The organism is Burkholderia plantarii (assembly GCF_001411805.1).
In the GTDB taxonomy this organism is placed as follows: domain Bacteria; phylum Pseudomonadota; class Gammaproteobacteria; order Burkholderiales; family Burkholderiaceae; genus Burkholderia; species Burkholderia plantarii.
The window spans coordinates 2,412,413-2,438,124 of the sequence record NZ_CP007212.1; the positions used below are offsets into that span (position 1 = coordinate 2,412,413).

Consider the following 25,712-nt stretch of genomic DNA (forward strand, 5'->3'; position numbering starts at 1 on the left):
CCTCCATCAAGATTTGCCGGTGGTCATCATCTCTGCGAGCCGCGTCGCGCGCGCACCGACCTGCCTTGCCCATTTCGAATCCAACATGCCTTTTGATGCCGCAGCGTAGTCGCCTCGCTTTATCGCATCGAGGGTGTTCACGAACGTCAGCAGGCCGCCGCCCATATTGAATGCCATGTTGACCATCGCGCGCTGTCTGACCGTGTCAAGCTCCCGCCACCACGGTAGCTTGGCGTCAAGCCACGTGATGGTGCGGTCGATATCGTCTGCGAGCAGCATGTCGCATTCGCTCTCGCTGATGCCGACGTCGGTGAGGTTACGACCGACACCGATGGTGATCTTGCCCACGGTGTCGGTGTAGGGCATCAGCCGCCGTCCTTCATCCCGGCTGAGTTCGGCGATCAATGTCTGTCTGTCCATCACTGGGCGGGCTCCTTCTCCGTTGATTTCACGGAAGGTTCACTGGCGTCATCCGTCTGTCGAGCGTCGTCCTTACTCGAATCGCCTGCCGTTGGCTTCGATTCGGCTTTCTCTTTCGACGCATCGATTCGCGCTTGCCCCTCGGCGATACGGGCCTTCTCCGCTTCGATCTCGCCGCGAATCTGCTCGATCGAGTCAGCAGTCGGCTTGTCAGGCCAGTCACAACGATCCGGGAATGCGGAACCGTTGATCACGTCGACGAGCTGCATCTGATATGCGCTCCATGCGCGGAACGTGGCCGTCGCGAGATCGTCCAGCAATCCCGCCGCGACCGCGCTTTCCTTGCCGAGCGTCTGCCGCTGCGCCTCGGCGTAGCGCTTCTCGAAATCCTCCATCGCGAGCTTGCGTTTCGCTGCCGCCACAATCTGAGGATCGACCGCCCAATCACCATCGTTCCAGACATACTCGTCCGACGGCCGAGCCTTCTCAGTCAAGCCAGTTTCTTCGGGCGTCACGCCCGCGCGCGAGATCTCCGCCGGTTCGCCATTGCTCGTGCGATACAACACGCGCCCGCGATAGTCAGGCAACAAGGTCCACGCCCCGTCACGCCAGAACGGCCACGTGTGTCGAGATCGATCCGGCAACGGGGTGTCGGTAGAAAAAGCGGGCATAAGCCAGCGCTTCTCGTTTCTCGGATCAGGCAGAGCCAGAGAACTGCTCACGTACTCGCCGGTCTCGCTGTTGAAGTGATGGATCATCATGATTTCGCTTCCTTCCTCAATAAGCACGCATCGTTGCCAGCAGCGCGATGTTGCGCGGACGCGATTCGCTTCCTCCATCTGCGCTGACGGTAACGGCATGGCTGTGCGTGCCACCGCCGCCGATACCAACGTTGTGACCGTGATTTCCCGCCCAGTCGATCCAGATTCCGGTATCCGTATGCGACGTGTATCGAATGTCTTGTCGATCCCAGTTATACGGCCCCCATCCTTGGCCATAGTCGACAGCGACAACGCCAACACGACCCATTTCAACCGTGTGCGAGTGCCCAGGATCTTTCGCGACGTGGTAATGCGACCCCTGTGTGTCAGTCCATGCCGTATGAACGTGGTCTGGCGCCGCAGACGCCGTGGCGCCGTGACTATGTGAGCGGTTCATGCTGTCTTGCCATGAACCGCATACGCGGCCGCTATCAACGCCCCGACCGTTGTCCCAACATCGAATATGTTCGCCACGAAGCTCCGGTACGCGAAACGTTGTCGCACCATCTCCGTCAGAAAAATTACCCCAGTTATCGTCGTGCCAATTGGCGTCAGATACAAGCGCCCCACTCTCCTGTGCGTATGACCACAACGCCGGATAATCTTTTCGGAGAAGCAGCGCGCCGTCCAACACGAGATGACCTGCACGAGGTCGTGAACGTGCTTCAAAGTAAATCGCCCCGATATCCGCAGTGCTTATAGCGCGCACGACAAATTCAGTGGTCGCGATCCTTTTCGAGTTGTCTTCAAAGCTAGGCGTGGGCGCGCTAGGACTGCCGACAAAGGCGGGAGATTCGATCGCCGCTTTTCTGTTTGGATCGAAGTTGCCGGTGTCCCACGGCGTAGCATTCCACATCGGACGAGTTGGCAACCTCAACGTACCTTGCTCATCGATGACACCGTAGTTGTAGGCACCGGTCGGCCCAGTCCGGAACACGAGATTGCACTTGCCAGGGTCGTTATAGACGACCGAGCCAGCATCACCGTCGCGCATACCTTGATTGAGGGCCACGTTCGGCAGATACAGTGCCCCAGTCATCGTGCCGCCAGCTTTGGCCACAAGCGCACCAGGATCAAGGTTGTCCGTATCCCAAGGCGTCGCTCCCCAAGTCGGCCTCAAGGGCAACGTCAACATGCCCTCGTCATTGATGTGGCTGTATCTATAGGCGCCGGCCGAGCCGGTTCGGAACACGATATTGCGCTTGCTGGGGTCGTTATATATCTGGGGCGCAGCCCCGTCATCGGGCAAACCTTCGGTAAGGCGCACGATGGGGACGTTGAGCGGGCCTGTCATCGTGTCACCGGCCTTGAGCACAACCTTTCTTCCAAACCCTGGATCGCCGCCCACCGCGCCCGCCAGCTTCCCGAGCGTGTCGAGCGGGCCAGGCGCGCCACCGACGACATCAGCGACCTTCGTCTTCACCTCGGCGTGGGTCGCGTATTGGGGGTGAGGATTGGCAGCGGCTTCGTGCGACGCCATCAGCGCAATCATCGCGCTACCGTTCGGATCAACGATGATCTTCACCACGTTGCCAACCGCCTCGTCGATGCTCATGTCGTACGAGAAAACGAAATCCACGCCGGCGGACATGACGGCGTAGCGGCCGGCCTCCTGCGAGCAGTACGCGAAGAGAACGGAATCGGGCGATCCCGGCTCACCGGCCCAGATTCCGATCTCACACACCTCGTAGTTCGACGCCCCGATGAACACGGCCGACATGCGGATCTGCGAGTCCGATATCTTCTGGCCAGCCCCGATCGTGGCAAGTTGCTTCGGTGAGACGAGCGCCGTCTCCTTTCTGTCCGGAACACGATTCCCGGTTCCGAACTGGATGTGAGTCAGCGTCACGTCGAGCCCGTTGTTCTGGGCATTGAAGATGGCGGTCTGACCTACAGTCGTCAGTTTCAGGTTCAGCGGTTCGCTCACGCTATCGTTCCTCTGGCATTCAAAAGTTGGGCGGGATTGCCGTTACCCGCAGCAATCCACTGGGCTGTTCCCTCCATCGGCACAAGCAGATCGAGGGCACCCGACACATGCCAATTTTGCGCACCGCTACCTACCGCGATCAGCCGCATTTTTCCGATGTTGCTGGTCACTTGATGCCGCAGGCTAGGTACGAGGCGCGCGGGCATGACACTGGGCAGGCATCCGCGAACGAGATCGTCCTTCTCCGGATCCGGAAAGCTGTTGATCGTGATACGCACCCGGCTGGTCAGAAAAGCGTCGACGCCGCTCTCTTCCCGCACGTCACTGGGGTACGGCGACGTCTTTCCGTGCCAAAGCTGAACGGCCGTGCCGATGTTCGGAAAGAGCAACTGCAGGTAGGTGCGCAAGAAGTGCAAACCGCGCCCCTGCGTATCGCCGGCTTTCCAGGCGCGATACAGGTAACGCGTGGAAGCCTCCTCACCGTCTCCCTGGAGTAGCACCAGGCCGTCCGAATTGACGGCCCGCCGCACCAGTTCAAATGAACCGAGGTGCGCCATGCCAAGCACGTTCACGTCGAACAGCACAGGTGCCAGAGCTGAAGTGAACAGATGCAAGAACAGCCGTTTGAGATCAGCCTCGACCTCGTTCTCGACGTAGCTGTTCTCCAGCGGCAGGAGCCGCGGAAGCTGGGCATTCGAGAAATCGAAGGCCATGCGCTATGCGCCCCAGGAAGGGATCACGATGTTGGCCGTCGCGACGTTGACGGTCAGGCTTTCCGCATCCAGGTAGCGCCACATCTCCGGGCGGATCTGGATGCCAGACGGCTCGTCAATACTGACCGTCAAGTCGGAACCGGCATCGGCCAGCGCCGGCACCTTCTCGCGCAGCAACGCATAGACGCGCTTGTAGCGCGGGCGGGTTCGACCACGCCGCGACGCACTCGCTTCCCGACCGTACTCACGCAACAAGGCTTCGCTGATCTTCCGTCGCACGTCCGAAGCGATATACGACGTCGATACCGTGGCATTGATGGTCATCCGGATCCGCGAGATGACCGGTGTGAAGAACCGCACACGATAGCTGTCGTCGGCAGCGCGCACGGCCGCCTTGATTGCGATCTGCGTGGCCGTCAGGTCGGCATCCTCGATCTCGACGGCAGGCGCTGGGTGGCGCGAGTCGCCCTCGCCCCGAATCGCCTCGCCTCCGTCGCTCGACAGGCAGGCGATAAACAGCGCGTTGATGTTGTCCAGGCTGGCCCCGCGAGCCGCCTCCTCTGTTGCCTCATTCCACACGGAAAGGAACTGCAACGTCGGGAATGTCCGGCGCACCAGGAAATCAAATTCACCGAGGAACACCGCGTTCCCGTTGTAGATCGACGGGTAGCGCGCGAGATCCCGCAGCACCGACATCGGCATCGGGTTCTGGCCGGCGGCCAGTAATGCATCCATCTTCATGTCGACAGCAGCCTCGGACGGTGAGCTCAGATACGCGAACGCAAACGGGCTGCCGAAATCAGGGCTCACGTCGCCCGCGGTGTAGAACACCGTCAATGTGATCGCTGCGCCATCCTTCGGCTGGACGCCGACCACGCCGTCGAAGCCGAAGCGCACATAGACTTGCTGCTGGTCGTCGGCCTCGACGTGATACACGCGTTCTTCCGGCATGGTGTTCACGTAGCGGTCGCGGTATTCGTAGATGCCGTCACCGTCGCTCACGGCGACCGCGCACAGCACAGCCTCATCGTCGGCCGGTGGGATCGGGATCGAGTAGAACGGCTCACTTCCGTTCACGATATGCGTGAACGTGACCGCTCGACGTTGACTGGCCTCGAATGTCGCCTCATCGCCAGGAGGCACGGTGGCGGCCGTCTCAACGCGATACGGCAGGCCTGAGGAATCGAGCACGGCAGTCCCTGACTCGATCAGGAATGGGCTCGACCCAGCATTCCTCGCACGAACACGCACGCGTGCGGGCGTCGCCTTGCGCACGATGCCGCGCATTGCCGCATCGGCCATCACCGTGCTGTCGCGCGTTTTCTCGAACGGCTCAATCTGCGCGACTTCGATCTGAGCCGACAGCGCGCCCAGCATTGTCGCCATGGCGTCGAGATGCTGCGTGATTCTCGGATCGCCTGCGTGGTACAGCGGCGCGATCGTTGGGTAATCGGCGATCGTGTCGCGGATCAGTTTCTGGAAATCGGCTTTGGTCAGCACGTCATGTCCCCGGAACCTGGATTGCACGGCCGCCCACCTCAACGATGAGCTCGAGGCGGTCCGGTAGGGACGGCACGCCGTAAAGGTTCAGCGCGCCCGCCGGCAAGCTCTGGAGCACCGGGACGTCGGCCCGAAGCTTCTGCAGGAACGCCTCGGGCGCCCCGTCTGCCTGAGGAAGTTGCAACAGGGACTTGGCATCCTGCCCGTAATCGGATCCCAGGTAGCCGCTCACCGGCGTGTCAAGCCAGTGCCGCACCATGTCCTGAATGTCGTTGCCAGTGATCGTAGCCATGCCCCAACGGTAAAGGTTGGGCGACGATGGGAAGCGCGGCATTTTCCGGGTCAGGATGGACGCGAGCCGCTCGCTTTGCTAAATTCAGGGTGTCAGCCGCGCCCACGGGCTGCCTCTCTCGTAGAGTCCCGTGCGTAGCCCCGCCAGCGATGGCGGATGTCACCGGCGGCCACGATGGCGCACCCTTGCCGAGACGACGTTGTGTAGGCTCCGCAAGCGTAGGCCGGGGTGCGTCAGCCCCCGCCCCCGGCGCACCGCCATCACCCTTAATCCTGTTCGATGAAGACCGTCAGCGCCCAAGCATTCGAGCCCGGCCGCTTGATGAGATGGACTTCAGTGCCATCCCGGCCGACGATGATGCGCTCCACGCTCTTCACCGAGAACCGCCCGGTCTCCGCACCCTCGGCTATGGTCCGCACCATGCGATGAAGCGTCGCCAGGGCCTGTCCGGCTGTCATGCCATCCTTGCGCGGCCTTGCCTCCAGCACGTGCGAGATACCTTTCTCTCCCTTGCGCCTGCCACGCGCATCCGGCGGCCATCTCCCCTCGGTGCCCCACACGAAATCCACCCAGCCCAAGCCCTCTCGGTACATGGCACGGTGAACCGTGGTTCTTTCCTTCAGGGCCTTATCGATCGCAGCCAAACCACGCTTGATATTTGCCGGTCCAGTCGGTACCGCATCCAGGAGTACCGGATGAAGAATGGCCCTATATTCATGTAGTTGCAGCATCGCCTACGCCCCCAATCCGCCAGTCACGATATGCGCGATGCCACGCTCGCGCAGGTCTTGATTGACGTCCGACGGCGCTGGCGTAACGACCACGGGCTTGTGGCGGTCGCCGGACGCAAGCGGCACATCGATCCTTGGCGCTTCGGCCACGGCCGGCACAGCTGGCACACTCGGTACCGCCGGCACACGAGCCGACGCCACGATTGGCATCCCTGGTGCCGCGATGCCCACCGGCGCAACGGGCATCGGCGCCGCGGCGACGACGGCCGGCGCGGCCGGCTTCGGACTGCGACTCGCCCCGACGTCCGCAACCGAGATCTTGTCCTGTGCCTGCCGGACATCCGAAGCGAAGGCATCGCCTCGTCGCATCATCTTCCCCATACGGGCGTATGCCTCGGCGGCAGTCACACTGCCGTCGCCATACAAACTCTTGTTGCCCGATATGACCGCCTCAACGCGAGCGCGTTGCTTGTCGTTCCTCGCACCCTGCAACAGCGCATCGCGGACGGTCATACTGGGATCGCGTTGCATCCCCTTCAACAGGTTCTTGGCGTCCCTGTCGCCGAGATTGTGGAAGGCGTAGACGTTCGCATCATCGTCGGCGCCACCATATTTGCGCCCCTTCTCGATGTTCTCTCTCATGAATTCGGCCAGCATGCCAGCCTGGACCGTCTTGTCGCTCCGGTACTTCGCCGCCTGATCCCGCGTCAACCGGCCTGCTCCCGCCACGCCATACTTCGCGCCGTACTTGTTGAGCATGTCCGTCCACGTGCCGTCGAGGAACTGGCCGTAGCCGTGCGCCGACGAAATGCGGGTGCCGTCCTCTCGGATCGGCGCCGCCTCCGCATTAAACCCGCTCTCGAAGTTGGCGATCTTCGCGACCGTACCAGCGTCCACTCCCGCCTTTTCGGAAGCGCCGAGCAGATAGCGTTTGGCGTCGCGCCATCGAGCCGCAATGCCGCCGCCTATTGACTGCGCGCCATGCAAGAGCGTCGAGACACCACGCCCGGCCGTTGAATGCGTCGCGGCCCATTGCGCGCCATGCCTGATCCCGTTCACCGCCTTGCGCTCAACGACGGTGCCGAAATCCTTGACTGTCTTCGACACCGACGACCAAACACGCGACGCAGCGCCCTTGATGTCGACGCCGGTCTTGTCCTTGACGAAATCGTTGGCGGCGTCTCCCTGCGTCGCGACCCAGTTGCCAGCTTTCTGCCCGGCTTTCTTGACGCTCTGCCATCCCTCGGACAACCGGGCGAGTGCGCTGTCCCACGCTTTTCTCAACGTCTCAGTTGTTGCATCCCAAGCGGCGGTAATCTTGCCGGGGATGTCGGCCTCACGTAGCTCCGTCACCCACTCGCCGACTTTGTCGCCAATGATCTGGCCTGCCTGGTCGCCAAAGAACATGCCGGCCGCCCCACCCACAGCACCACCGATAGCGGTGCCGATCGGGCCGGCGAAACTACCGAGCAGCGCCCCAACCTTCGCACCAGCGAACATCCCGCCTACCGTGCCGGCGAATCCCCCAACGGCGGCGCCATCGTGCTTGTCTTTCTCGCGACGCGACATCGCATCGTCGGTCTCGGTATCGTAAATCTCGGACGCGGCGCCGATCCCACTGAGCAGCGATCCGATGAACGGCAGACGGCGCAGCATTCCCTTGCCGAATCCAAGCACGCCTCGCGCCACGCCTGCCAGGAGACCACCGCCACCGGACAGGAATTTCCCGGCACCGGCCGTCAATGTGCCTACGCCGGGAATCCGTTTGAGCATGGCCCCCAGAGTGCCAAGCCAACCTGAATCGCCGCCTGCTTTGGCGGCCGGCTTCTCGTCGAGGGATTTGAGGCGCTTGGCGGCCGCCTTGCTGAAGGCGCTCTCGTCTTTGCGGAAACCCGTCAGCGACGCGTAGATACGTCGTAGCCACCCCTCCTGCCGCTTCTGCTTGTCGCCACCGCTCAGCAGTTCGTAGCCACGCGCCATCGGCTGCGCGACCTCCCGAAAGGCTTTGATGGCCGGGTCCGCCTGCTCCATACCGACGCTCGACTCCTTGATCGCGCCGACCAGCCGCTCCGCGAAATCGTGCAAGCGGCCGTCGTCCTCGTCTTGCCCATCTCCCGCACCAGCACCGGGCGCCGTTCGTGAGCGCTGTGGCGGTTGCGCCTTCGGACGGCCTGCATTGCCGATAAAACGTCCGCGACTGTCACGATTTCGTGGCTGAGCCACCGCGCGATGCGTCGTCGTGCGGGCGGCATCCGCCTCAGGCTTGGTCGGCACCGCCGGACGACGCAGTTCGGGTTGCACGCTCGCAGGCGTCCGCCCTAGATCTGCGTCTGGGACGAGTTGCGGCACGACCGGCGCTCGCGGCCTGACTCGAGGCACGGTCTGCGCATGGGCCAGCAACGACGCGATACCCGCGACACCGGCATGGATCGCCCGCACATCGTTACGCATCGCGACCAACGACTTGCTTCTTTCCAGTTCGATGGCATCACCCACCAGAAATCCCCGGGGCATCGTGTTTGAGCGTCGCCATCACGGCCTCATGAAGGTATCGAGTTGCGAGAACGTCATGTGCACCTCTGATAGTCCATCCTCCCGGCGCGACAGGCTCAGGTCGAGATTGGCCGGACGGAACAGGCCGATGTCCTCGTAGCCCCCGCGGTTGCTACCTCGCGTGATGAACGCATGCACGACCTTGAACGTGATCGCGAACGAGTCGGGAACGCCGACCGTGCCGTCGCGCGCGGCAGCTGCGCCGTGATGGGCCGCGAACCACCGCTTCAAGGAACCGTGCTGATCGTCGAGCGTCGTGATGCGCAGCTCCACGGGCTCGGCGCCCTGAACGACGTCGATCACCGCGCCGCCGACGCGGCGCTTGTCGCTGGTCACGATGAAAGGGGAATACTCGACCTCCGTGGCAAAGAGGTTGAATCGCTGCGACATGTCGCCGGCCAGCCGGCTCGAAACCTCGATCAGCCACAGATTCCGCTTGGCCAAGCGCTCACCGCGCATCTGGTCATAGATCTGACGGGCTTCGGTGGGACTGATCCCGCCGAACAGCGGCGTCGGCGAGCCCCAGAACATCGTCTGCGCGGCAACGCCGCTCATGCCGGGCAGCAGATCATTCAGCAGCCCGGAGTCGAGCAGACGCATGCCGGCGGCGTTCCAGTCACCGTTCAGCAGATCGCCCAAGGCGCCGGCCCCCACATTCGCGGCGCGCTGTGCCTGAATCGGCACGTACTTGTTCACCAGATTCATGCCGGCGTTGACGCCCATGCTCTGGCCCATGCCCGTCACGGCCTGCGCGAGCTTGCCCCCGCCCAGGACGCCGGCCGCCGCGTCGGTCACGCCGCTGATGCCGGTGGTCAGGCCGAAGCGAACCGAGTCGATCAAGCCGCGGCTCGACAGCGTGTCGGCGATGTTGTTGTAGAGGCTCATAGCGGCTCCCCTTCACGATCCTCCATCGCGCCGAACCTGCCGCTACTGGGATCTCGGCCGCCGTCTGGCGGTTTCGCATCGACGATCGTCGCGTACAGCTTCGCCTGGTCCTCGTCGAGCATCATGGCCTTGGTCAGGAACTCGATCATCACCTCCTTGCTCGCGCCCATCTCGCGCATCATCTGCATGCCCTGCGCGAGCAGCATGCCGGCATTCATCGAATCGGTGCGGGTGCGCTGCTTCTCGGCCTCCAGCGCCGAGATCGAGCCGAAGAAGTTGATGGCCCAGGGGCGATCGGACGGATTGAACACCATGCCGTAGCGGCGCATGGTGTGAATGTCGATGACGTGGTTGAAGAACTCGGCGAGCGCCACCCGGATGATCCTGGCACGCTCCGCGGCCTGCGCCGAGGTGCGAAAGAATCCGCCCTCGCCGAGGCCGCCCGCCATTTGATCGGCGAATCCGATCATGGACAGATCGACGCCGATGGTCCCCGACAGCAACCGGGCATGCAGCAACACATCCTCGATGCTGATGCTGCCGGCCCGGCCGGGCTGGCCGCCGTTGGCCGGCCCCACGGTCGTCAATTGCTTCTCGCCGAACACCGGGATGAGGTGGCGGATCCGCTCCATCACAGGCCGACCCCGCTTCACGGCTTGCTCGGCGTAGCTTTTCGAGGCCTTGAGCATGTCCGTGAGCGAATCGACGAACCGCTTCTGCTGCTCCAGCGTCATGGACTCGAGGTTGACGGCCACCATCTGCTCGTCGATGGAATCCATCCAGCGCTGCCCCACCAAGCCCAAGAGCGATGCGGTCAGGTTGTCGTATGCCTCCTCGGCGTTGTAGAGCAGCGATCCGCCCGCCATGCTGGGCATGATCGGCAGGTTGTCGAGGTTGTCCTCGGTGATCGCCAGACGAAGCGCCTTTTCAACCACGCCATACTGCGGCACCCATTGCGTGCGCGGCATCTTCAAGCGCGCCATCTGCGAGACGTCCAGGCGCTCGAAATTGCGTTCGCCCGTATAGACGGCGAATCCCACCGTGCGACTGCCGCGCTCGTAGGGCTGCACCAACGGTGGCCGCACCATCTCGTCGACGTACAGATCGCTCACCCCCCGAGAATTCGCGTAGATCCGCGCATAGGCGTCTCCAAACGTCGACCCGGTATAGGCCATCTGATGCGCCACCCGGTTGAAGAGTGGCGTCAGGTCGGCCGCGATTTCCTGGCTGATCGCCGACAGGCTCCGGTTCTTCTTGGCTGCGGCGGTCTGCTCGATGAACACGAGGTCGCCGCTGGTTTCGTGGCCACCGAGCGCGGCGGTCACGAGCAGCCCCACCGCGGTGGAGACGATGGGGCTGCCCTCCATCAAGGACCACTTTTCGTAGATGATCTGCCGTGCCCGCGCGCCGCGACTGCCCGAGCCGAGCAGCGACGCGACCGTGGTGGTACCGGCACCGTAGAGAAACGTGTCGGACTGGTCGATTTCCTTGACCGGCTCGACGTTCGTGGAAGTCCATCGCTTTCGGGACAAGCCGAAGCGCGCCAGGAAACCCGGCTTGCTCGGGTTGGAAGGGTGTTGTGTATCGGCCATGCTGGCAGGGTAGGCCCCCGACAGCAGCCGACTTCGATCGATTTTCCGCTAACGCTCCGAACCGACATGCCCAAAGGCTATTCGGCCAAGGCTGTCGCGCTCCCTGCCATCTCGGCGTCGCCGAAGATCGCGTCCAGCAGCGCAGGATTGCTCGCCGCCTTCTCGAACACCTGCCCCTCGGCGATCGCGCCGAACAGTCGATCGAAGGCCGCATTGATGCGGGTACGCTCGTCGCCTTCGGGATACGGCTTCCATTCGGTGCCGAACAGTGGATCGACGTGATACTGGTTGTCCGCGTAGACGCTCAGGTAGTCGTTGCGGCGATCCAGGCTGGCAAGCTTGTCCTCCAGCCAGGATTGGAAGCCGCGCGCGGCCATTTCCTCGTGACTTGACCAGTATTTGCCGTAACTTCCGTTGTCCAGGATAGCCGCTTCCTTGGCGAAGCTCGACACTGCCTGTCCCGTCTTCAGATGTGCTGATGTCTCACCAGGCGTCGCATAGAAGGCCGCGGCGAGCTTGCGCCAGCTCTTGCGGTTCTTCAGGCTGCGCGGATCGCTTCGACTGCCGAAGTAGGCGTCCACGGCCAGCACCGCCGCTTCGGCCCCGCCAGCGTCCTTGATGGCACGCGCCAGTGCATTGCGTGGCGAGTCGACATTGACGTGGGCTACCCGGACGTCCTGCTCGGAAAAGTCGATGCGCTCGGTCAGGCGGTTGTCACCGGTCAGCATGGCCTCGCGCAGCTCGACCACCGCGTCTCGAATCGGGCCAGGTGGCAGCAAATCCGGATTCATTGTCACGAAATCGTTCTTTCCTCCGCTGGCCTCCTCCTTCACCAGTTCGTGCAGGATATTATCGATGGCGTGGAACAGTTCATGGCCAAGACATCCCCCGCCGCCCATCTTAGTCAGGTTGACAACGCGATGGACAGGCTCGTAGTGCGCCCGCGCCGCGTTCTTGCCACCCGTTCCGCGTGCGCCGAAGGCCATGCCGAGCCGGCCGCCGAGGCTTAGCGCGGAAACCTCGATACCGAGCATGTCGGCCAGATCGGACATCGCGGCGGCGGTCTGCTCCACATGGAACTTGGCGCTGTTCGGGTCTTTCAGCACCCAATTGCCTGACTGCACGTCGCGCAAGCCCAGCATGTCTTTCAGCGCCTGCGTCGAATTGACCGACACGGGCGCGCCGCCGCGCCGCTCGAACTGGTCGGCCACCCGCAGTTGGAAGTTCACTTCCTGCCTGGTGGCGTCCCTCGGCGCGGTCGGCCGCTCCTTGTCGGCCCAAGACCAATCCGGGATCTTGCCAACCTTGGCATTGGTGACGTGTCCGGCGAAGGAACCAGAGCCCCGGAAGCTCCGGTAGTGGACGAGCTTCACGAAGCGCTCGCCGAAGGTCAGCCAGGAACGCGTCGTCTGGTTCTCGACGAGATTGCGCGTCCGCGCCGCCTTCACGAGAGCTTCACGCTCGCGGCTCATACCGGTGATCTGCTCGCGCAGCGCCTCGATCTTCGGATTCACGTCCGCGCGAATCGTACCGAACTGAGACCAGAGCCCATCGGCAAGCGTCTTCGCCTCGTCCACCGTGCGCTGCTGCTCGTCGCTGATGGACCAGCCGCGCCGCTTGCGCTGCTCCAAGGCCCGCTCGGCGGTGTACAGGGCGCTCCGTGCTTCCTGGGCCTCTTGATGGACGGCGTTACTGGAGCCGTCCAGCGCCCGGACCTGGGTCGACATCTCCCGCATCTGCTCGGTCAGCAGTTCGTACTGCTCGGCCTCGTCCGGGCGAAGCATCGTCCCGTTCAGTTCGTCACGGATCTCCGCCACGACTTCCAGCACCTGGGCCACGGTCTTGACCGATTGCAAGCGGTCGCGAATCGACTCCAGACCGATGGCGTAATCCCGGCGTGCGCCGGGACTGTCTTCGGCCGGCGCCGGCGCGATGCTGGCGTAGATCTTGTCGATCAGGAACCCGGCAGCCGGCTCCATGCCGGCATCCTGCAGCGCTTGCCAGTCAGTCTTGCCGAATAGGTTGGCCTTGACCAACATTTCCTTCGCTTGGCGCGGGTTGTGCTCGATGGTGTCGAAGTCGATGTCGCTCGCACGCAGCCGCTGTCCGGTCTTGCGCGCGCTGAAGATCAGGTTGGCCGCCTTCTCCTTGCGGCTGTCGGCGATGTAGCCGGTGTCGCGGTAACGGTAGTTCGGGCTGTTTGGGTCGTCGGACAGGCCGTCATCGTCGGTCGCAGTATCATCCGACGCCCCCAGCGCATTCTCCGCGTCGGCCTGCGCGGCAGCAGAAGCAGGGAGGACATCGACAGCCTCATCGCCGACGATGAACAGGTTGAGCACCATGTCCCCACCCTCATCGTCGGCGGAATCCAGAGTCTTGACGCTGCTATCAACATCGGCTAACGTATTTTCGTCGCCATCCCCCGAATTGTGATCGGGGATCGATTGCGGCACAAAAGCGGCGCTGGAGCTATCCAGTGCCGTTTTTGTTTTGGCCTCGCCCCGGTCAATCAGAAAGTCGTAGTACAGCGTCCCGCCCTTGTCTTCCTCGATGACCAGTTGCAGCGCCAGCGGATTTCCATTCAGGACAGCCGCCGATTCGAGGTGGTAGTACGCATCCACGGTGGGCTTTGCGCCGAGCTTGTGGTTTACCTCGCGCACCGGGTTCTTGCCCGCACCAATGATCTTCTCGATCGCCGCGATCAGCTTCAATTTACGCGGATCGGCACTGAAGGCCAACGTTTCCTTGATGCCACGCTGGCGAATCTCCACCGGCTTGCCCAGCGCCGGGCAAGGAACGAGCTTGCCACGCAAGGAGCGGAGATATTCACGCGCAGCGGCGCGCAACTCAACCTTGCCTTCCTCGGTATCGGGGAAATCTCCCAGCTCATTGCCGGCGACCACGACAGGCACGTCCGCCTCGGGACTCACGTCAGGCGCCTGCGCGCGGCGTGCGGCCTCGACCATTGCCTCTCCGTCCACCTCGCCCGCGTGCTGCTCGGGCGTCGTCGGGTCAAAGTCGTCGGAGGCGGCTGGCGCGCTCGGCAGCTCGAATTTGCCCTCAAACGGCTTGAACTTGTCCGTGGCCTGGTGCAGCACCTTGATCGGCTTCGCCGCATCGACGCTGCCGCCCCAGCGGCGATACAGCTCCACCTGCACCTGGCCGCCCCGCATCGCGTCGCGCAGCTCGTCCACTTGGTCGGCCGTGGCCTCGGTGGTGGTCATGCCATCGGGCGAAACCGCTTCCACCTTGCCCGTCTCGACGCGGAACGCATCGGGCGCCCCGGCCACGATGCGGCCCACCACGCGGTAGCCGGCCGTCATGTAGTCCGTCGTGAGGCCACCCCAGGCCGCCAGGAACTGGTCTACCTGCTCGTCCGACACCACCGACTTCTCGGCGGCCATCGCGGCGCGCTGCTGGTCGGGCGTCATCTTGTGGAACGGAATCTTCGCGTCGACCGAGCTTGCGTCCTCGGTGTCCGGTTGAACGACTTGGGATTTTGCCGAGACGGCTGACGCTTCGTCGCGGCTTGCAATCGCGTTCTCTTCCTCATCGATGAACAGGTTGAGAACCAGCGCACCCTCGACGACGGAATCCAGAGCCGCCTCGTTGACATCGATACCTTGGCTATCTATATTGGAAGCGTCCGGATGCCAAGAATCGTTGTCTTGGGAACGTTCGGGCACAAGGACGGCGCTCGAGGAATCGAGCGTCGTTTTTGTTTCTGCACGGTCCACAAGCAGGTCGTAGTGAAGGAGCCCGTTACTGTCTTCTTCGATCAGCACCGCGACCCGCACGGTCTCTCCGTCGAGCGCTACCGTATTTTTCAGGAGGAAGTACCGGCGCACGTCCGGCTTGCTGCCCCTTTTGTGATTGGGCTCTTCGACACTCTCCTGCGCCGTCTCGATCAACCTCCTGATCGCCGGGATCAGCTTCAGCTTTTTCGGATTGGCGCTGAAGGGGATCGTCTCATTGATGCCGCGCTTGCGAATTTCGACCGACTGCTTCAGGACAGCGCATTCGATCCACTCGCCGCGCATCGCCATCAAGAAGTCCTTCGCTGCAGCTCGCAAAGCCGTTCGCCCCTCGTCCGTGTCGGGAAAATCGCCGAGTTCATTGCCCCGCAAGGTGATCGGCTCAGCAGAAGCAGTGAGCTCTGTGTTCGGATGTGAGACGTCGGCCGCCGCATCTCCATCACCACCCGGCTCGTGCGGCTGGTTTGGCACATCGAGCTCGGGCTGTTCGGGCTCATGGGGCTCGTCAGTGTCGATCCCACTCTCTCCGGGCGACGCCTCGATGTCCGTAGCGGGCGCGTGCCGCACTTCCTGCTCATCGCGTTCTGCCTGGGCTGCTGCGAGTGCCCGCGCACGCGCCGCGTCCTCGGCCGCCACATGCGCCACCTCAAGATCGTGCTGCGCCGTGTCCAGCTCGTTCTCAAGCTCGGCGATTTCGCCTTTCAGCGACCGGATGCTCTCCATGCGCTCGGCGCGCTTGGCGTTGACGCGTTGGAACGCCGCACTATTCCTCTCGGCCAGCCGCATGATCCGGCGCGCCACATCGCGCAGGTTCAGGTCGATACCGCGCTCGGGTGCGACGACGATCGTGATGTCGCGCTTGTTCAGCAACCACTTCCACGAGATCACCTCGTCGGCGGGCGCCATCTTGTTCGGCGTCACGTCCGGGTTGTGGAAATAGATGCTCACGGTCTGGCCGTCGGACAACTCGAAGATCGCCGCGACATTGGCAACCCCGCGCTGCTTGAATGGCTGCGTGATCTGTACCGCGAGCGGCTTGACGTCATGGCCGGTCCGCTCCATCACGACGCGCAATAGCTCCATCTTGCGCGGCAAGCGTGCGTAGGGCGACGCGAGCGCATCGAGCGTCAGCAGCCCCTCTGCATCCTCGATGACTTCCTGCTCGCTCACCGAGTCCAACAGCAAGCCGTCAAGCGCGTCCGAGCATCGGATCTCGTAAAGCACTCGATCAAGGGTTCTGTCGACGGGCAGCGCGTCGCTGCCCCACTGCACTTTCTGGCTCACGGCTTCAGTCCTTCCTGGGTAGGGTATCGGCTGAACGCGTGGCACTAGCCTATCCGCTGCAACGAAGCGAAAACCATGCGATCGAGCCTTTCCGGCCGCACTCACTGCTGATGCGGCCTGCCAAGGAAATGGTATGGCTCGGAGGTACGAGGAATGTGCGGTGTTTTCCGCCCTACGACTTCACGCAGCGTGGGCCCACCCTGCTACGTCAGATCCAGCGCGGCAATCTGCATGCGCACCTCAGCGATGGCCGCTTTCAGCGCGTCGCGCTTCTCGACCAGGATCTGCTCCATCTTCGGCACCGCCGTACGAATGCCGACCGGCGGCCGCACCTTCGCCGCGGCCAACAGTTTCTGGAAGCGTGAGCGTCCCGCATCCATCATCTGTGCGATCTCCGCGATCGCCCGGACGTGATCGTCCTGGTTCTTGATCGGCAGGACTCTGCCGTTGAGCAGCACCTGGAAGATGTCGCCCGTCTGCTTGATGCGAAACGTCACGCGCTGCGAGTCGGCGAACGTCAGATCCATCTCACGGTAGGTCACGCCCGAGGTGCGCTTCAGGCCGGACACGATGTCCTGCTGAACGACGGTGGCGCCCGCTCGCGTGAAGTAGCGTACGACCTGTTTCGCCGCGGTCGACTTTGCCGAGAGATCGCGAAAACTGAATAGCAGATTCTTCATGGTTGATCCTTTACGTTGGGCCATCGGTCGTGCCGCCACCACGCTTCACGCCAGGATGCTTGTGCTCGCTGCCGACGTTCTTGCCGTTGTGCGTCAGTTCGCCCCCGGTGATCTGGAAGTTGCCGTGAATCCTCGACGTGCCGCCGCTACCACCGCCCTTGACGTTCAGACCGCCATCCACTGTCAGGTTGCCCGTGCAGGTCGTCTCGGCCGCATCGACGGTCACACTGGGCGCCTTCACGGTCACGTGCGAGCCCGACTTGACCAGCACGTCGCCGCCTGCAATCAGGTTCATCAGCGTGTCGGCCAGCAACTCCAGGTTCGCGTGATGCCAGCGGCGCCAGTCCACCGCATTGCCGGCCTGCGGGTTGCGGTATCCGGTGATAATCGGATACCGCGGATCACCTCCAATGAACGCGATCCACACTGCATCGCCCAGCGTGATCTCGAGCTCGGTTGAATGCGCGCCGTCGCGGGATTTATCTCCGATGGGGTATTCGATTTCCGCCTCGGGCAGTACGTCACCGCCATCGGTCAGCCCGGGGATTTCGACGCGGCACGTCCTGCGGCCTGCGTGATAGCCGCGCACGATGGCCGGATAGCGGCCAGGCATCAGGCCATACTCCATCATTCCTCCACGCTGCCCAGCCACAACCGGCTGTAGGTGTCGCTCGCGCCGCCGTCATCGGTGCCCGAGACGAAGGCATGCGCCGCCGTGATGACGACCAGCTTGGCACCGCTGGCAAGGGCGACGAGATCACCGGCACCGATGCTGCCGTTGTAGGCCATCCGCGGCGTCTTGCGATGCACGAGACAGCGCGTCATGTTGCGCAGGCGCTGGACATCCTTGAATGGTGAGAAGCGCACGACGCGGGGCTTGCTGCGGTTGCCGAAGATGGCCGCGCCGGCGGCGTCCAGCGAGAAGAACCAGGGCACCTCATGCCGCTCCATGAAACCGCTGTCGATGTCATCCGCCGCCACGTCAGGCAACGTCATCACGGGCGTCTGCTTCAGCAAATCCGGCAAGCGGACGAACTGAAGCCTGCCCCTGCGCCACCGAACCACGCCGCCCTCTTCCTGCAGGACTCGCGCGATCTGAAACGTCGGCGTCTCTCCCACTGGGCAGTAGAACCGCGGCACTGGGAAATCCGCATCGACGGCTTTGATCGTCGCCCCGGCGGCTCGGTAGATCGCCGATAGCGCTGCGCTCTCCTTGAGAATGGCGCGGCTGCGCACGTACGCGGCACCCTGGCACGCATCGAGCAGCGCGATAACTCGGAACGCCACCATCTCGCGTATGCCCTGAGCAACCCGGCTGCCCACACGCACCGACTTGACGATGCGCAGCACGTCACCGCCGCCCGTCGAGAGCGTCTGCCCTTCCTTCAGCAGTTTCTCCAGGCTGTCGTCGCCGGCCCGGATCTCCGCCTCCAGCGTGACCGGAATGGGCGCGAGATCAGAGCGCAGCGTCGCGGACTTGATCAAGTCGCCGCGAATCTGATTGCCATCGGACAGGAGCAGGATCATGGCGCGTCTAGACGGTCACGATCGGCTGGCAAAACGCCTTGCGCGGCATGTCCGCCTCGATCTGCGCGATTTCCGCAGCGACCTCGCTGGCTGAGCGGCCGAACGGATCGATGCCCAAGCCTCTGGAGGCCTCCAGCTGCAGCGCCGTCTCGCGCTCGACGTAAAGCATGAACAACGGACGGATCAACGCCCATTCGGAATCGTTGAGTTCCGTGTCCTTGCCGAGCTCGGGTACCGGCGTTGCGGTCTCGAATGAGCGGATCGCCGCGAATCCGGCATAGAACCGGGTCGCGGCCAGCAACTGCGCCAGCAAGGTGCCCTCGTCCAGCAGATTACCGGCCGGCCGCTCCTGCGACGCGAAGCGCTCCGCCAGTTCGACCAGCGTCGCCATCAGCGGTAATCGCCCGAGTTCCCCGGCAGCGTTTCGCCGAAATAGTGGAAAAACAGCGTGCCGGAGAACACCAGCACCTGCGAGCGGTTTTCCCAGTCACGATCCGGATTGTCCATCTGCATGAAGCAGTCGACGATCCGCTTGGCGCGCAGGTACTTCTGCGGCGTACCCTCGTACACCTTGGCGTTGAAGAGACCGCCGCGGGCGATGATGTCGATGAGCATGTTGTCGACGCTCCCGGCCACCGTCTCCTGCATGGAAATCTGGCCTTGCTGGGCGATCTTGATCTGCTGGGGTTGCCACATGTTGGCGCCGAGCGGCATGGGGACTTCAACTTCCCCGGTCGGCGAGATCTCGGGCCACGGGCATTGCTTCGCCAGAAGCCAGTTGGCCTCGAAGCCCTCGATCTCGAAGGCGAAGTCGGAAGAGATGACCTTCGCGCCGAGCGCGCGGGTCGTGTCGTAGTGCCCCTTCAGGAGGGAGGCGGTCGAGACGGTCATGGCGTGTCCTGTCGATGTGCGGCTGAACTGACTGCACAGTAAGACAACGCCCGCGGGCGACCAGGGCCGGTTTTCCGATCTCGAACGATCCATCGCCGCCTCCGATGTTCGAATTTGATGCCGCCGACCTAGAGGCAAAAATCCTGACAGCCACGGCAAGTCGAGGGCTCCCCTGCGACGAAGTAGCTCCCTTGGCACGCTGCCCATGCATTGACGAAAAGCCCTTTAGGGGCTAGATTAAATCGCATTGGGTAACGCGTCGCGTAGCCCGCTACCTCCGAAAAGGAACGACATGACGAATATGTTCGTATTCGCGCGGAATCGGCGCGACCATACCTATGGTTCTCAAATATTTTCCTCCGACGCCGGAGGATCTGCGCGCGCTGAAGACGGAGCTCGGCTTCACCGGCGAGCAGATGGCCCAAATGTTCGGGTTGGCCGGCAACAATCAGTGGCGGAAGTACACGGGAGGCGCCGATCCGCGGCCGATGGCACTCCCAATGCTGTTTCTCGCCTTGGCGCTCCAGGACCGTGCTGCCACGGTGGAACAGGTTCTCGAGAAGTGCCGCAAAGTCGGTGCGTCGATCGAGATTACCGACGAGTAAGCGCATCTGCTGACCGCTTGATCCCATCCACTGGGCATCTCGCCTCGATTGCTCGCGACGCCCTGAGAGCCGTAGTGCTCGCCCCCACCGATCGCGGCGCTCTCGATGTTGTCGGCGAGGCACTCCGCAGGCTTGCTGAGTTGACAAACGAAAAGGTGTCCACATGAGCGAGAACACCAGCGTCACCCTCCGAGCTGCGGATGAGCTGGATGCGGACATCCGCGCCTTTCGCTACGTCAGTGCGATCTTCGACGCGATTTCGCATCATTTGACGGCGGGCACGCCAGATCCGAGCAATTTGATCTCGTTGTGCGGCGCAGGCCACGAAATCGCCGTGTTGTACGGCAAACGAGCCGTCGAGGCTTCATGGCAGGTTCGTCACGCGCTCGCTGCTGCCGAGGCGACAGACTGCCCCGATCAACAACTGCGTCAATCGAACCAGGAACCTGCCCCGGATCGTGCTCGATCCGCACGACATTGATCGAATGGAATGCCCTCGCCGGTTCGTTGTATCCGGACGCGAAGCTCAGTGGCGGATGGGCCTCAGCCAGCTATACGGCATGAGCGCTCATCTAGTGCTCCGAGGGCATCGTCTTGCTGTTTGTGGCCGTCCGCGCAGCAGGACACTGATGAGCTCAGCCTTGTAGCTCAGGGCGTTTATGCCGCCTGAGCCAGCTCCGGAAACACCTTGATTTTTCGATGTGGCTTCTGCTGAGCCTGCCATAGGTCGTAGCGCGCCTGCATGATGACCCACATATCCGGTGACGTGCCTAGAGCAGCACCAAGCAATACCGCCATGTCAGGCGAGATACCCGCGCGGCCATTGAGAACGCGCGACAGCGCTGCACGCGTAATACCGAGTCGCTCGGCTACCATCGTGACGCTGAGATCACCCAGGTACTCGCGCAACACCAGTCCGGGGTGCGCCGGGTTATGCATTGATGTCATCGTCGACTCCTTAGTGATAGTCCTGATAATCCACAAGAACAGCATCCGTTCCCTCAAAGAAGAACGTCAGACGCCAGTTCCCGGTTATCCAAATAGACCAATGACCGTCGACGTCCTGCCCTTTCGGATTTTTCCCGGAAAGCGGGTGCAGTTTCCACGAGGCAGCGTTCATGTCCTCGGGGCCGGTGGCAGCGTGAAGAGCGGTCAAGCGAAGCTGGAGTTTCGTGGCGTGCGCAGCCACGATCCCCTTCTTGGTGCCTTTCAAAAAGAACTGCTCCAGCCCTTTATGTCGGAAGGTCTTGATCATCCGTATAGTGTATCGCTACACGATACACGGCACAAGATACCGTCTTTGTCGCATCTTCTTGGGATGAGAACTGGAGCGAGCCTACCAAGAAGGTAGCTGGCAAGATTAATCCTATCGCGTCTTGGCCATGAGCTTCGCCACAACCCCGGTGGCGCGGATCACGTCATTGAGCCGGCTCACGATCGCCGCCTGCGTCTTTTGCTCGGCTTCCCTTGCCTGCTTCCAGATCTCGAACGGCTTTCCACCGAAGAACGCTCGCACAACGCTCGGTGGCATGGCCATGGCGTCGTTCAAGGACGTGGCGGAATACAGCGTGAGGCTGGACGCCAACGCCATCAGATTATCCGACCAGTTCGCGCGCGATTCCGGAGAGACAGGTACGTGCCGGAAATCGGGCGGGCGGCAGATCGGCTGCCGCCCCTCCTTTCGGCATCGCCACGATACCGTCGCCCGTCAACTCGATCCTGAATAGATGGTGCAGTTTCTCGCGCCCCGAGAAAAACAAGCCCATGAGGACCGCGAAATCGGTCTCGGGGAAGCCGCTCAGGATCCGCATCCGCCCGACCAGAAACTCGTCGAACGCGCCTTCCCCGTCCGAGGCGTCGGGCACGCTCTCGCCGGCACGGACCATCTGCGCGGCCATTGCGCCGAGCAGCCAGTGAAGTCGCGCGCCAATGCCAGCGACCTCGCCGACCATGCGCTCGATGGACTCGGCCATCGCCCCAGTCAGGTGGCGGATGTGCCAGACATCGCCGCCAACTTCGCCCAGTTCGAGCATCGGCGCCGCCGTCTGAATATCCGTGCCGCCGTCCAGGTAGTCCGAGTAATGCCCCTCGCCGACGGCGAAATCCGGACCATCTTCCGCCGTCGCGGCAAGGTAATGGCACACCACCAGCATGCGCTCCTGGACCGTCCACCGGGCCGGATCGTCGAGGCCCTTGGCCGACTGGACAGCCGCGCGCAGGAACGCCGTGCATTCAGCCTCCGCCAGATGCGGCGGCATCGACGCCACGGCGATCGAGTCACTGAACGACAGTTCGCGCAGCTGCACCGTCAGGCGCCGCGTGCGCAGCGGGGGAAAATGGATCACGTTGTTCCTTCTAGAGAGACGTCACGGCCGCGTTGCTCCAATCCTTGCGGTCTATCGCGGTCAGCGTGCAGAGGGTCAGCGGGACGGCCAGTTCGACGTACCGGCCATTGACGTCCACCGGGGAATTCAGCGGCATGCCGATGGACTCGATCACCAGCGGGGAGAACGTGCGCCCCTTGTAGCGCATGGCGATGCGCGTCGGCGACCTCGACGGCATCAGCGCCTCGACGGCGCCCATTCCTCCCTTGAGCGTTTCAGCTGCACGCGCCAGCACCGATCCGTCCTTCGATAGCTCGATGGGGAGCGCCCATTCCATCAGCTTGTTGAACGGCGCCTCTACCTCGCTGGCCGTGTCTCGCCACGCCCTGAAAAGCGCCGTCACCGTGATCTTGACCGGCGGCATGCCGTTGAACACCTGCGTGGAGTTCAGCTTCGTGATGCCGGTGCGCCCTTCGAACTGCCGCAGGAAATCGCTGGACTGCTGCTGCGCGCCTTGGTCGGCTGCGTCATGCTTCTTCCCGACCACCGCCTCGATGATTGGCTGCAGCGCACCGGATTGCAGCATCGCCATCAAGGTCGGTGCCCGGGATTCCGGGCCGGCCTGCTCGAACGGACTCTGCCAATTCAACACCATCTCGAGACTCGCGTCGCCGAGCGGGGCCAGCACCGTCACCGGGTCGGTCTTCTCGGGAATGCGGCCCCAACTGTCCTCCCCCGTCTTCGCCACCTCGTAGAAGCTCGCGATCAGGTGCGGCGAGAGGCCGTCCCAGATCGAGGTGAGCGCGCTACCGTCCAGACTGGGCGAGACGCCAATGGCGGGAATGGTTGGCATGGTCGAGAGATGAGCCGCAACGACAGCGAATTGTCACAGGCCCGACTTGCGGCGCAGGCGCATCGACTTCATCCGGCGCATCATCGCCGACGCCGAATGACTCTTCATCCGCGCCTTGCGAATCGCCACCTTCTGGGCCGCGGACAAACGCACCTTCCCGGAGATCCGCTTGTTGATGCGCGTTTTCTTGCCACCGCGCACCACCAGCGTCTTGCGATACACGGCATCCAGAGCCGGCGCCTGATCGTCATCCGCGAACACGAAATCGTCGATGCCGGCGCTCGCCGCGTCGTCGCCTTCCGGCAGCGCGGACGCCACCAGATCACGGACGCGATCGGCCGTATCGCTGTCCCAGTCGTTCAGGAGCGAGCCGGCATCCGCCTCCGTCACGCCGAGCCCAACGAGATAGTCCCACGCGGCGTTGAGCGCGACCTCCAGCACGCCCTGCTCGTCGTCGGTGATCTCGCCGTCCTTGTTCGCGTCGGCGATCCCGATGAACAGTGCCATCAGGCGGTCCGCGTTGGTCTCGCCGTCGCCGAGGTCCTCGGTTTCGGCCCATTGCTGGACCACCGCCACCGCCGACATGCTGATATCGGACACGGTATAGTCGCCCGCGCCAGCCATCGTAGAATCGTCGGCATCGTTGGTGCTATCCAGCACCGGCTTGGGCGCAGACTCGCGGCGCGCCATCGCGCTGCGCAACAGTTCGGTCATGCTCATCTTGAATTCCTTGTCTGAAGAGTAGCGGTTAGCGCGTCAGCGTCTGGGTCACGAACGTGGCGCGGTTCGTCCCGTCGTAGCGGAGCCAGTACGACACGTCCATCGCGTCATAGGGGCGCTGCGCGTTCGGACGAACATCGAAGACCCAGGACCGGCCGTTCATCGATGGCTCGCTCGACGGCACCAACCACTTCGATGCGTCGGCCGCCTCGAACAGCGTGGTGAGAAAGTCCTGCGTCTTCTTCACCGAGACGGCGATCGGCAACTGCAGGTAGTCCTTCGCGGTGCGCGTCACCGCGTCGTCGATGCTGGTCGACATGTCGGCCACCGAAATCAGCTTCTTCAGGCTCGAGTCGACCTGGGCACAGGTCAGCGAGTCGAGGAATACGTAACGGCCGCCGCCAGTGTAGGTTTCGTACACGACCGGGTTGATCTTCGCCCGCGCAAGCGCGTTCTTGTCCTGGTCGCGCAGCTTCACCATCTGCGCCACGCCCGTGCGCTGGATCGGCCACTCCCGGCCGGCGATCGGGTAGTTCTTGCGCGCGAATCCCTTGGCGTTCTTTGCGGCGTTGCGCAGACAGGCGTAGGCGATATTCAGCGTGGCGGTGCCGAAAAAGCCTTTCGGGTTCACGCCGGTCGGATCGTCCGATTTCAGCGGCGCCCAGAACGCGTGCAGCAAGTGCGCGGTTTCGCTCGCGCCCATGTTCAGTTGATCAACGAATGCCCGGGCGGCATCCACCGACAGATCGCCGGGCACGTCGAATTTCAGCTGACGGTTCGTATCGAATGACAGCTGCGCCAACTGCGCGAGCAGTGCCGGGGCTTCGGTCGCGCCAGACGAGAGGTAGGCGTAGTCGAACTGCGTGTATTGCAGCTTCTCGCGCGCCGCCATGTAGTCCTGCGTGGTGTACGACGTGCCGCCTTCGTCGAAGCACCGCAGCACGCCCGACCTAGCCCATTGCTGCTGTCCGGTCGGGCCGTAGCCGTAGGCCTCGGAATCCACGGCGATCCGGGCATCGATACCTTGAGCACCGACTGCCACGTCCACGGCATCAGTTTGCGACGCCACGACGTCCGGCAAATATGCAGAATTGCCATAGTCGTCCTTGGCATCCTGATTCAACGATCCCGAGAACTCGTACAGTAGGCCGCCTGCCGTATCGCGCAGACGAAGCGTGATGCGATCGTTGGGTGCCAGGAAACTGCTGCCGATCGTTTTCTCCTCGGCATGGAACTCGAGCACGATGCCGTCGTTGAAGCATTCGAGATGCCGGACGGCGAACAGGAACCGCGCGGACGGCAGGACCTCGTCGACCGAGTAGGTGAACTTTCCCGTGGGCATCGACTTGGCGTCAGGTGTGCGCTCGACCGTCACGATCGCGTAGCTGATGCGCGCCGTGGATGGCACCAGGCGTTGCACGACGGCCTGATAGGCGCCCTTGTTCAGGGCCTCCACGACACACACCCAGGCCTCGTTCAGCGCGTTCAGCCGCACCTGCTCCCCGCTGCCCAGTCGCTTGAAGACGTTGCCCTTGTCCACGACGAACGGCTTGTCGATGCGCCCGCGCGTGGCGCGCATCACGATGCCGAAGATCTGGTCCGAATTGTCCGTGCTCGGGATCTCGGAGTCGTCGCGCAGCGGGTTGAGCTGCACGCCTGACTCCGCACCGAGCTGTCGCGTGAAAGCGGTGGTCATGTC

25 protein-coding genes are annotated in these 25,712 nt (G+C 63.1%); 2 read left to right on the forward strand and 23 right to left on the reverse strand.

All coding sequences use genetic code 11. The features are described from left to right. Positions 1-6: 6 nt before the first annotated feature. The 16 genes from bpln_RS10280 to bpln_RS10350 form a co-directional block, all read right to left on the reverse strand. Positions 7-420 (reverse strand): glycoside hydrolase family protein, encoded by a 414-nt coding sequence (locus tag bpln_RS10280; protein ID WP_055138748.1) that lies wholly within the window; start codon positions 418-420, stop codon positions 7-9. After that, positions 420-1,181: a tail fiber assembly protein gene (locus tag bpln_RS10285; RefSeq protein WP_042624809.1), complete on the reverse strand. Its 762-nt coding sequence runs from the start codon at positions 1,179-1,181 to the stop codon at positions 420-422. Before bpln_RS10285 ends, bpln_RS10280 begins: the two co-directional genes overlap by 1 nt. Before the next feature lie 16 nt (positions 1,182-1,197). Further along, positions 1,198-3,108, reverse strand: a complete 1,911-nt coding sequence (locus bpln_RS35300; protein WP_148653984.1) for a phage tail protein — start codon at positions 3,106-3,108, stop codon at positions 1,198-1,200. Then, a complete protein-coding gene (locus tag bpln_RS10290; RefSeq protein ID WP_055138749.1) occupies positions 3,105-3,821 on the reverse strand; it encodes a hypothetical protein in 717 nt (238 codons plus the stop codon). The genes bpln_RS35300 and bpln_RS10290 overlap by 4 nt, the downstream gene beginning before the upstream one ends. 3 nt (positions 3,822-3,824) lie before the next feature. Next, positions 3,825-5,321, reverse strand: coding sequence for a baseplate J/gp47 family protein (locus bpln_RS10295; RefSeq protein WP_055138750.1), 1,497 nt, complete (start codon positions 5,319-5,321; stop codon positions 3,825-3,827). A 1-nt stretch (position 5,322) separates the two neighbouring features. Further along, the gene (locus bpln_RS10300) at positions 5,323-5,613 is read right to left on the reverse strand and encodes a hypothetical protein (protein ID WP_042624807.1); all 291 of its coding nucleotides are present in this window, start codon (positions 5,611-5,613) and stop codon (positions 5,323-5,325) included. Between the two features lie 266 nt (positions 5,614-5,879). Next, positions 5,880-6,344 (reverse strand): putative barnase/colicin E5 family endoribonuclease, encoded by a 465-nt coding sequence (locus bpln_RS10305; protein ID WP_123863481.1) that lies wholly within the window; start codon positions 6,342-6,344, stop codon positions 5,880-5,882. Between the two features lie 3 nt (positions 6,345-6,347). Beyond that, a complete protein-coding gene (locus tag bpln_RS35305) occupies positions 6,348-8,840 on the reverse strand; it encodes a phage tail family protein (protein WP_148653985.1) in 2,493 nt (830 codons plus the stop codon). Between the two features lie 36 nt (positions 8,841-8,876). Then, positions 8,877-9,782: a hypothetical protein gene (locus bpln_RS10315; RefSeq protein WP_055138752.1), complete on the reverse strand. Its 906-nt coding sequence runs from the start codon at positions 9,780-9,782 to the stop codon at positions 8,877-8,879. Continuing rightward, entirely contained in the window at positions 9,779-11,374 is a 1,596-nt protein-coding gene (locus bpln_RS10320) for a hypothetical protein (protein ID WP_055138753.1), read from the reverse strand. The genes bpln_RS10315 and bpln_RS10320 overlap by 4 nt, the downstream gene beginning before the upstream one ends. A 77-nt stretch (positions 11,375-11,451) precedes the next feature. Further along, entirely contained in the window at positions 11,452-16,413 is a 4,962-nt protein-coding gene (locus bpln_RS10325) for a defense against restriction DarA-related protein (protein WP_055138754.1), read from the reverse strand. A gap of 203 nt (positions 16,414-16,616) precedes the next feature. Further along, complete coding sequence (locus tag bpln_RS10330) at positions 16,617-17,093, reverse strand: defense against restriction DarA-related protein (protein WP_055138755.1); 477 nt, start codon at positions 17,091-17,093, stop codon at positions 16,617-16,619. 10 nt (positions 17,094-17,103) lie between these two features. After that, positions 17,104-17,706, reverse strand: coding sequence for a hypothetical protein (locus bpln_RS10335; RefSeq protein ID WP_148561237.1), 603 nt, complete (start codon positions 17,704-17,706; stop codon positions 17,104-17,106). 14 nt (positions 17,707-17,720) lie between these two features. Then, positions 17,721-18,620 carry a hypothetical protein gene (locus tag bpln_RS10340; protein WP_055138756.1) on the reverse strand — a complete coding sequence of 300 codons (900 nt, stop codon included), beginning with the start codon at positions 18,618-18,620 and terminating at the stop codon, positions 17,721-17,723. A gap of 7 nt (positions 18,621-18,627) precedes the next feature. Further along, the gene (locus bpln_RS10345) at positions 18,628-19,011 is read right to left on the reverse strand and encodes a hypothetical protein (RefSeq protein ID WP_055138757.1); all 384 of its coding nucleotides are present in this window, start codon (positions 19,009-19,011) and stop codon (positions 18,628-18,630) included. Then, positions 19,011-19,511 carry a hypothetical protein gene (locus bpln_RS10350; RefSeq protein ID WP_042624801.1) on the reverse strand — a complete coding sequence of 167 codons (501 nt, stop codon included), beginning with the start codon at positions 19,509-19,511 and terminating at the stop codon, positions 19,011-19,013. Before bpln_RS10350 ends, bpln_RS10345 begins: the two co-directional genes overlap by 1 nt. Positions 19,512-19,849: 338 nt before the next feature. Between bpln_RS10350 and bpln_RS10355 the strand changes: the two genes are divergently transcribed. Further along, positions 19,850-20,116, forward strand: a complete 267-nt coding sequence (locus tag bpln_RS10355; protein ID WP_063891214.1) for a hypothetical protein — start codon at positions 19,850-19,852, stop codon at positions 20,114-20,116. Between the two features lie 163 nt (positions 20,117-20,279). Beyond that, complete coding sequence (locus bpln_RS35310) at positions 20,280-20,597, forward strand: hypothetical protein (protein ID WP_148653986.1); 318 nt, start codon at positions 20,280-20,282, stop codon at positions 20,595-20,597. Between the two features lie 176 nt (positions 20,598-20,773). Here bpln_RS35310 and bpln_RS10360 read toward each other — a convergent pair whose 3' ends face one another. From bpln_RS10360 to bpln_RS10390, 7 genes are all read right to left on the reverse strand, one after another. Then, positions 20,774-21,064, reverse strand: coding sequence for a HigA family addiction module antitoxin (locus bpln_RS10360; RefSeq protein WP_055138759.1), 291 nt, complete (start codon positions 21,062-21,064; stop codon positions 20,774-20,776). A 10-nt stretch (positions 21,065-21,074) separates the two neighbouring features. After that, entirely contained in the window at positions 21,075-21,371 is a 297-nt protein-coding gene (locus bpln_RS10365) for a type II toxin-antitoxin system RelE/ParE family toxin (RefSeq protein WP_055138760.1), read from the reverse strand. 111 nt (positions 21,372-21,482) lie between these two features. Then, entirely contained in the window at positions 21,483-21,707 is a 225-nt protein-coding gene (locus bpln_RS10370; protein ID WP_055138761.1) for a hypothetical protein, read from the reverse strand. Positions 21,708-21,711: 4 nt separating this feature from the next. Further along, positions 21,712-22,461, reverse strand: a complete 750-nt coding sequence (locus bpln_RS10375) for a hypothetical protein (RefSeq protein ID WP_148653987.1) — start codon at positions 22,459-22,461, stop codon at positions 21,712-21,714. Between the two features lie 10 nt (positions 22,462-22,471). Continuing rightward, entirely contained in the window at positions 22,472-23,293 is an 822-nt protein-coding gene (locus bpln_RS10380; protein ID WP_055138763.1) for a hypothetical protein, read from the reverse strand. Positions 23,294-23,326: 33 nt separating this feature from the next. Next, the gene (locus bpln_RS10385) at positions 23,327-24,013 is read right to left on the reverse strand and encodes a hypothetical protein (RefSeq protein ID WP_055138764.1); all 687 of its coding nucleotides are present in this window, start codon (positions 24,011-24,013) and stop codon (positions 23,327-23,329) included. Between the two features lie 28 nt (positions 24,014-24,041). Then, entirely contained in the window at positions 24,042-25,709 is a 1,668-nt protein-coding gene (locus bpln_RS10390) for a hypothetical protein (RefSeq protein ID WP_148653988.1), read from the reverse strand. Positions 25,710-25,712: the final 3 nt, after the last annotated feature.

Excerpts from the sequence above, each read along its gene's own strand:
- bpln_RS10290 (WP_055138749.1), bottom strand. The coding sequence starts at position 3,821 with ATGGCCTTCGATTTCTCGAATGCCCAGCTTCCGCGGCTCCTGCCGCTG.
- bpln_RS10330 (WP_055138755.1), bottom strand. The coding sequence starts at position 17,093 with ATGAAGAATCTGCTATTCAGTTTTCGCGATCTCTCGGCAAAGTCGACC.
- bpln_RS35310 (WP_148653986.1), top strand. The coding sequence starts at position 20,280 with ATGAGCGAGAACACCAGCGTCACCCTCCGAGCTGCGGATGAGCTGGAT.
- bpln_RS10360 (WP_055138759.1), bottom strand. The coding sequence starts at position 21,064 with ATGACATCAATGCATAACCCGGCGCACCCCGGACTGGTGTTGCGCGAG.
- bpln_RS10320 (WP_055138753.1), bottom strand. The coding sequence starts at position 11,374 with ATGGCCGATACACAACACCCTTCCAACCCGAGCAAGCCGGGTTTCCTG.
- bpln_RS10390 (WP_148653988.1), bottom strand. The coding sequence starts at position 25,709 with ATGACCACCGCTTTCACGCGACAGCTCGGTGCGGAGTCAGGCGTGCAG.
- bpln_RS10300 (WP_042624807.1), bottom strand. The coding sequence starts at position 5,613 with ATGGCTACGATCACTGGCAACGACATTCAGGACATGGTGCGGCACTGG.
- bpln_RS10340 (WP_055138756.1), bottom strand. The coding sequence starts at position 18,620 with ATGATCCTGCTCCTGTCCGATGGCAATCAGATTCGCGGCGACTTGATC.
- bpln_RS10335 (WP_148561237.1), bottom strand. The coding sequence starts at position 17,706 with ATGCCTGGCCGCTATCCGGCCATCGTGCGCGGCTATCACGCAGGCCGC.
- bpln_RS10315 (WP_055138752.1), bottom strand. The coding sequence starts at position 9,782 with ATGAGCCTCTACAACAACATCGCCGACACGCTGTCGAGCCGCGGCTTG.
- bpln_RS10350 (WP_042624801.1), bottom strand. The coding sequence starts at position 19,511 with ATGACCGTCTCGACCGCCTCCCTCCTGAAGGGGCACTACGACACGACC.
- bpln_RS10345 (WP_055138757.1), bottom strand. The coding sequence starts at position 19,011 with ATGGCGACGCTGGTCGAACTGGCGGAGCGCTTCGCGTCGCAGGAGCGG.
- bpln_RS10365 (WP_055138760.1), bottom strand. The coding sequence starts at position 21,371 with ATGATCAAGACCTTCCGACATAAAGGGCTGGAGCAGTTCTTTTTGAAA.
- bpln_RS10370 (WP_055138761.1), bottom strand. The coding sequence starts at position 21,707 with ATGGCGTTGGCGTCCAGCCTCACGCTGTATTCCGCCACGTCCTTGAAC.
- bpln_RS10385 (WP_055138764.1), bottom strand. The coding sequence starts at position 24,013 with ATGAGCATGACCGAACTGTTGCGCAGCGCGATGGCGCGCCGCGAGTCT.
- bpln_RS10380 (WP_055138763.1), bottom strand. The coding sequence starts at position 23,293 with ATGCCAACCATTCCCGCCATTGGCGTCTCGCCCAGTCTGGACGGTAGC.
- bpln_RS10280 (WP_055138748.1), bottom strand. The coding sequence starts at position 420 with ATGGACAGACAGACATTGATCGCCGAACTCAGCCGGGATGAAGGACGG.
- bpln_RS10305 (WP_123863481.1), bottom strand. The coding sequence starts at position 6,344 with ATGCTGCAACTACATGAATATAGGGCCATTCTTCATCCGGTACTCCTG.
- bpln_RS10355 (WP_063891214.1), top strand. The coding sequence starts at position 19,850 with ATGGTTCTCAAATATTTTCCTCCGACGCCGGAGGATCTGCGCGCGCTG.
- bpln_RS10285 (WP_042624809.1), bottom strand. The coding sequence starts at position 1,181 with ATGATGATCCATCACTTCAACAGCGAGACCGGCGAGTACGTGAGCAGT.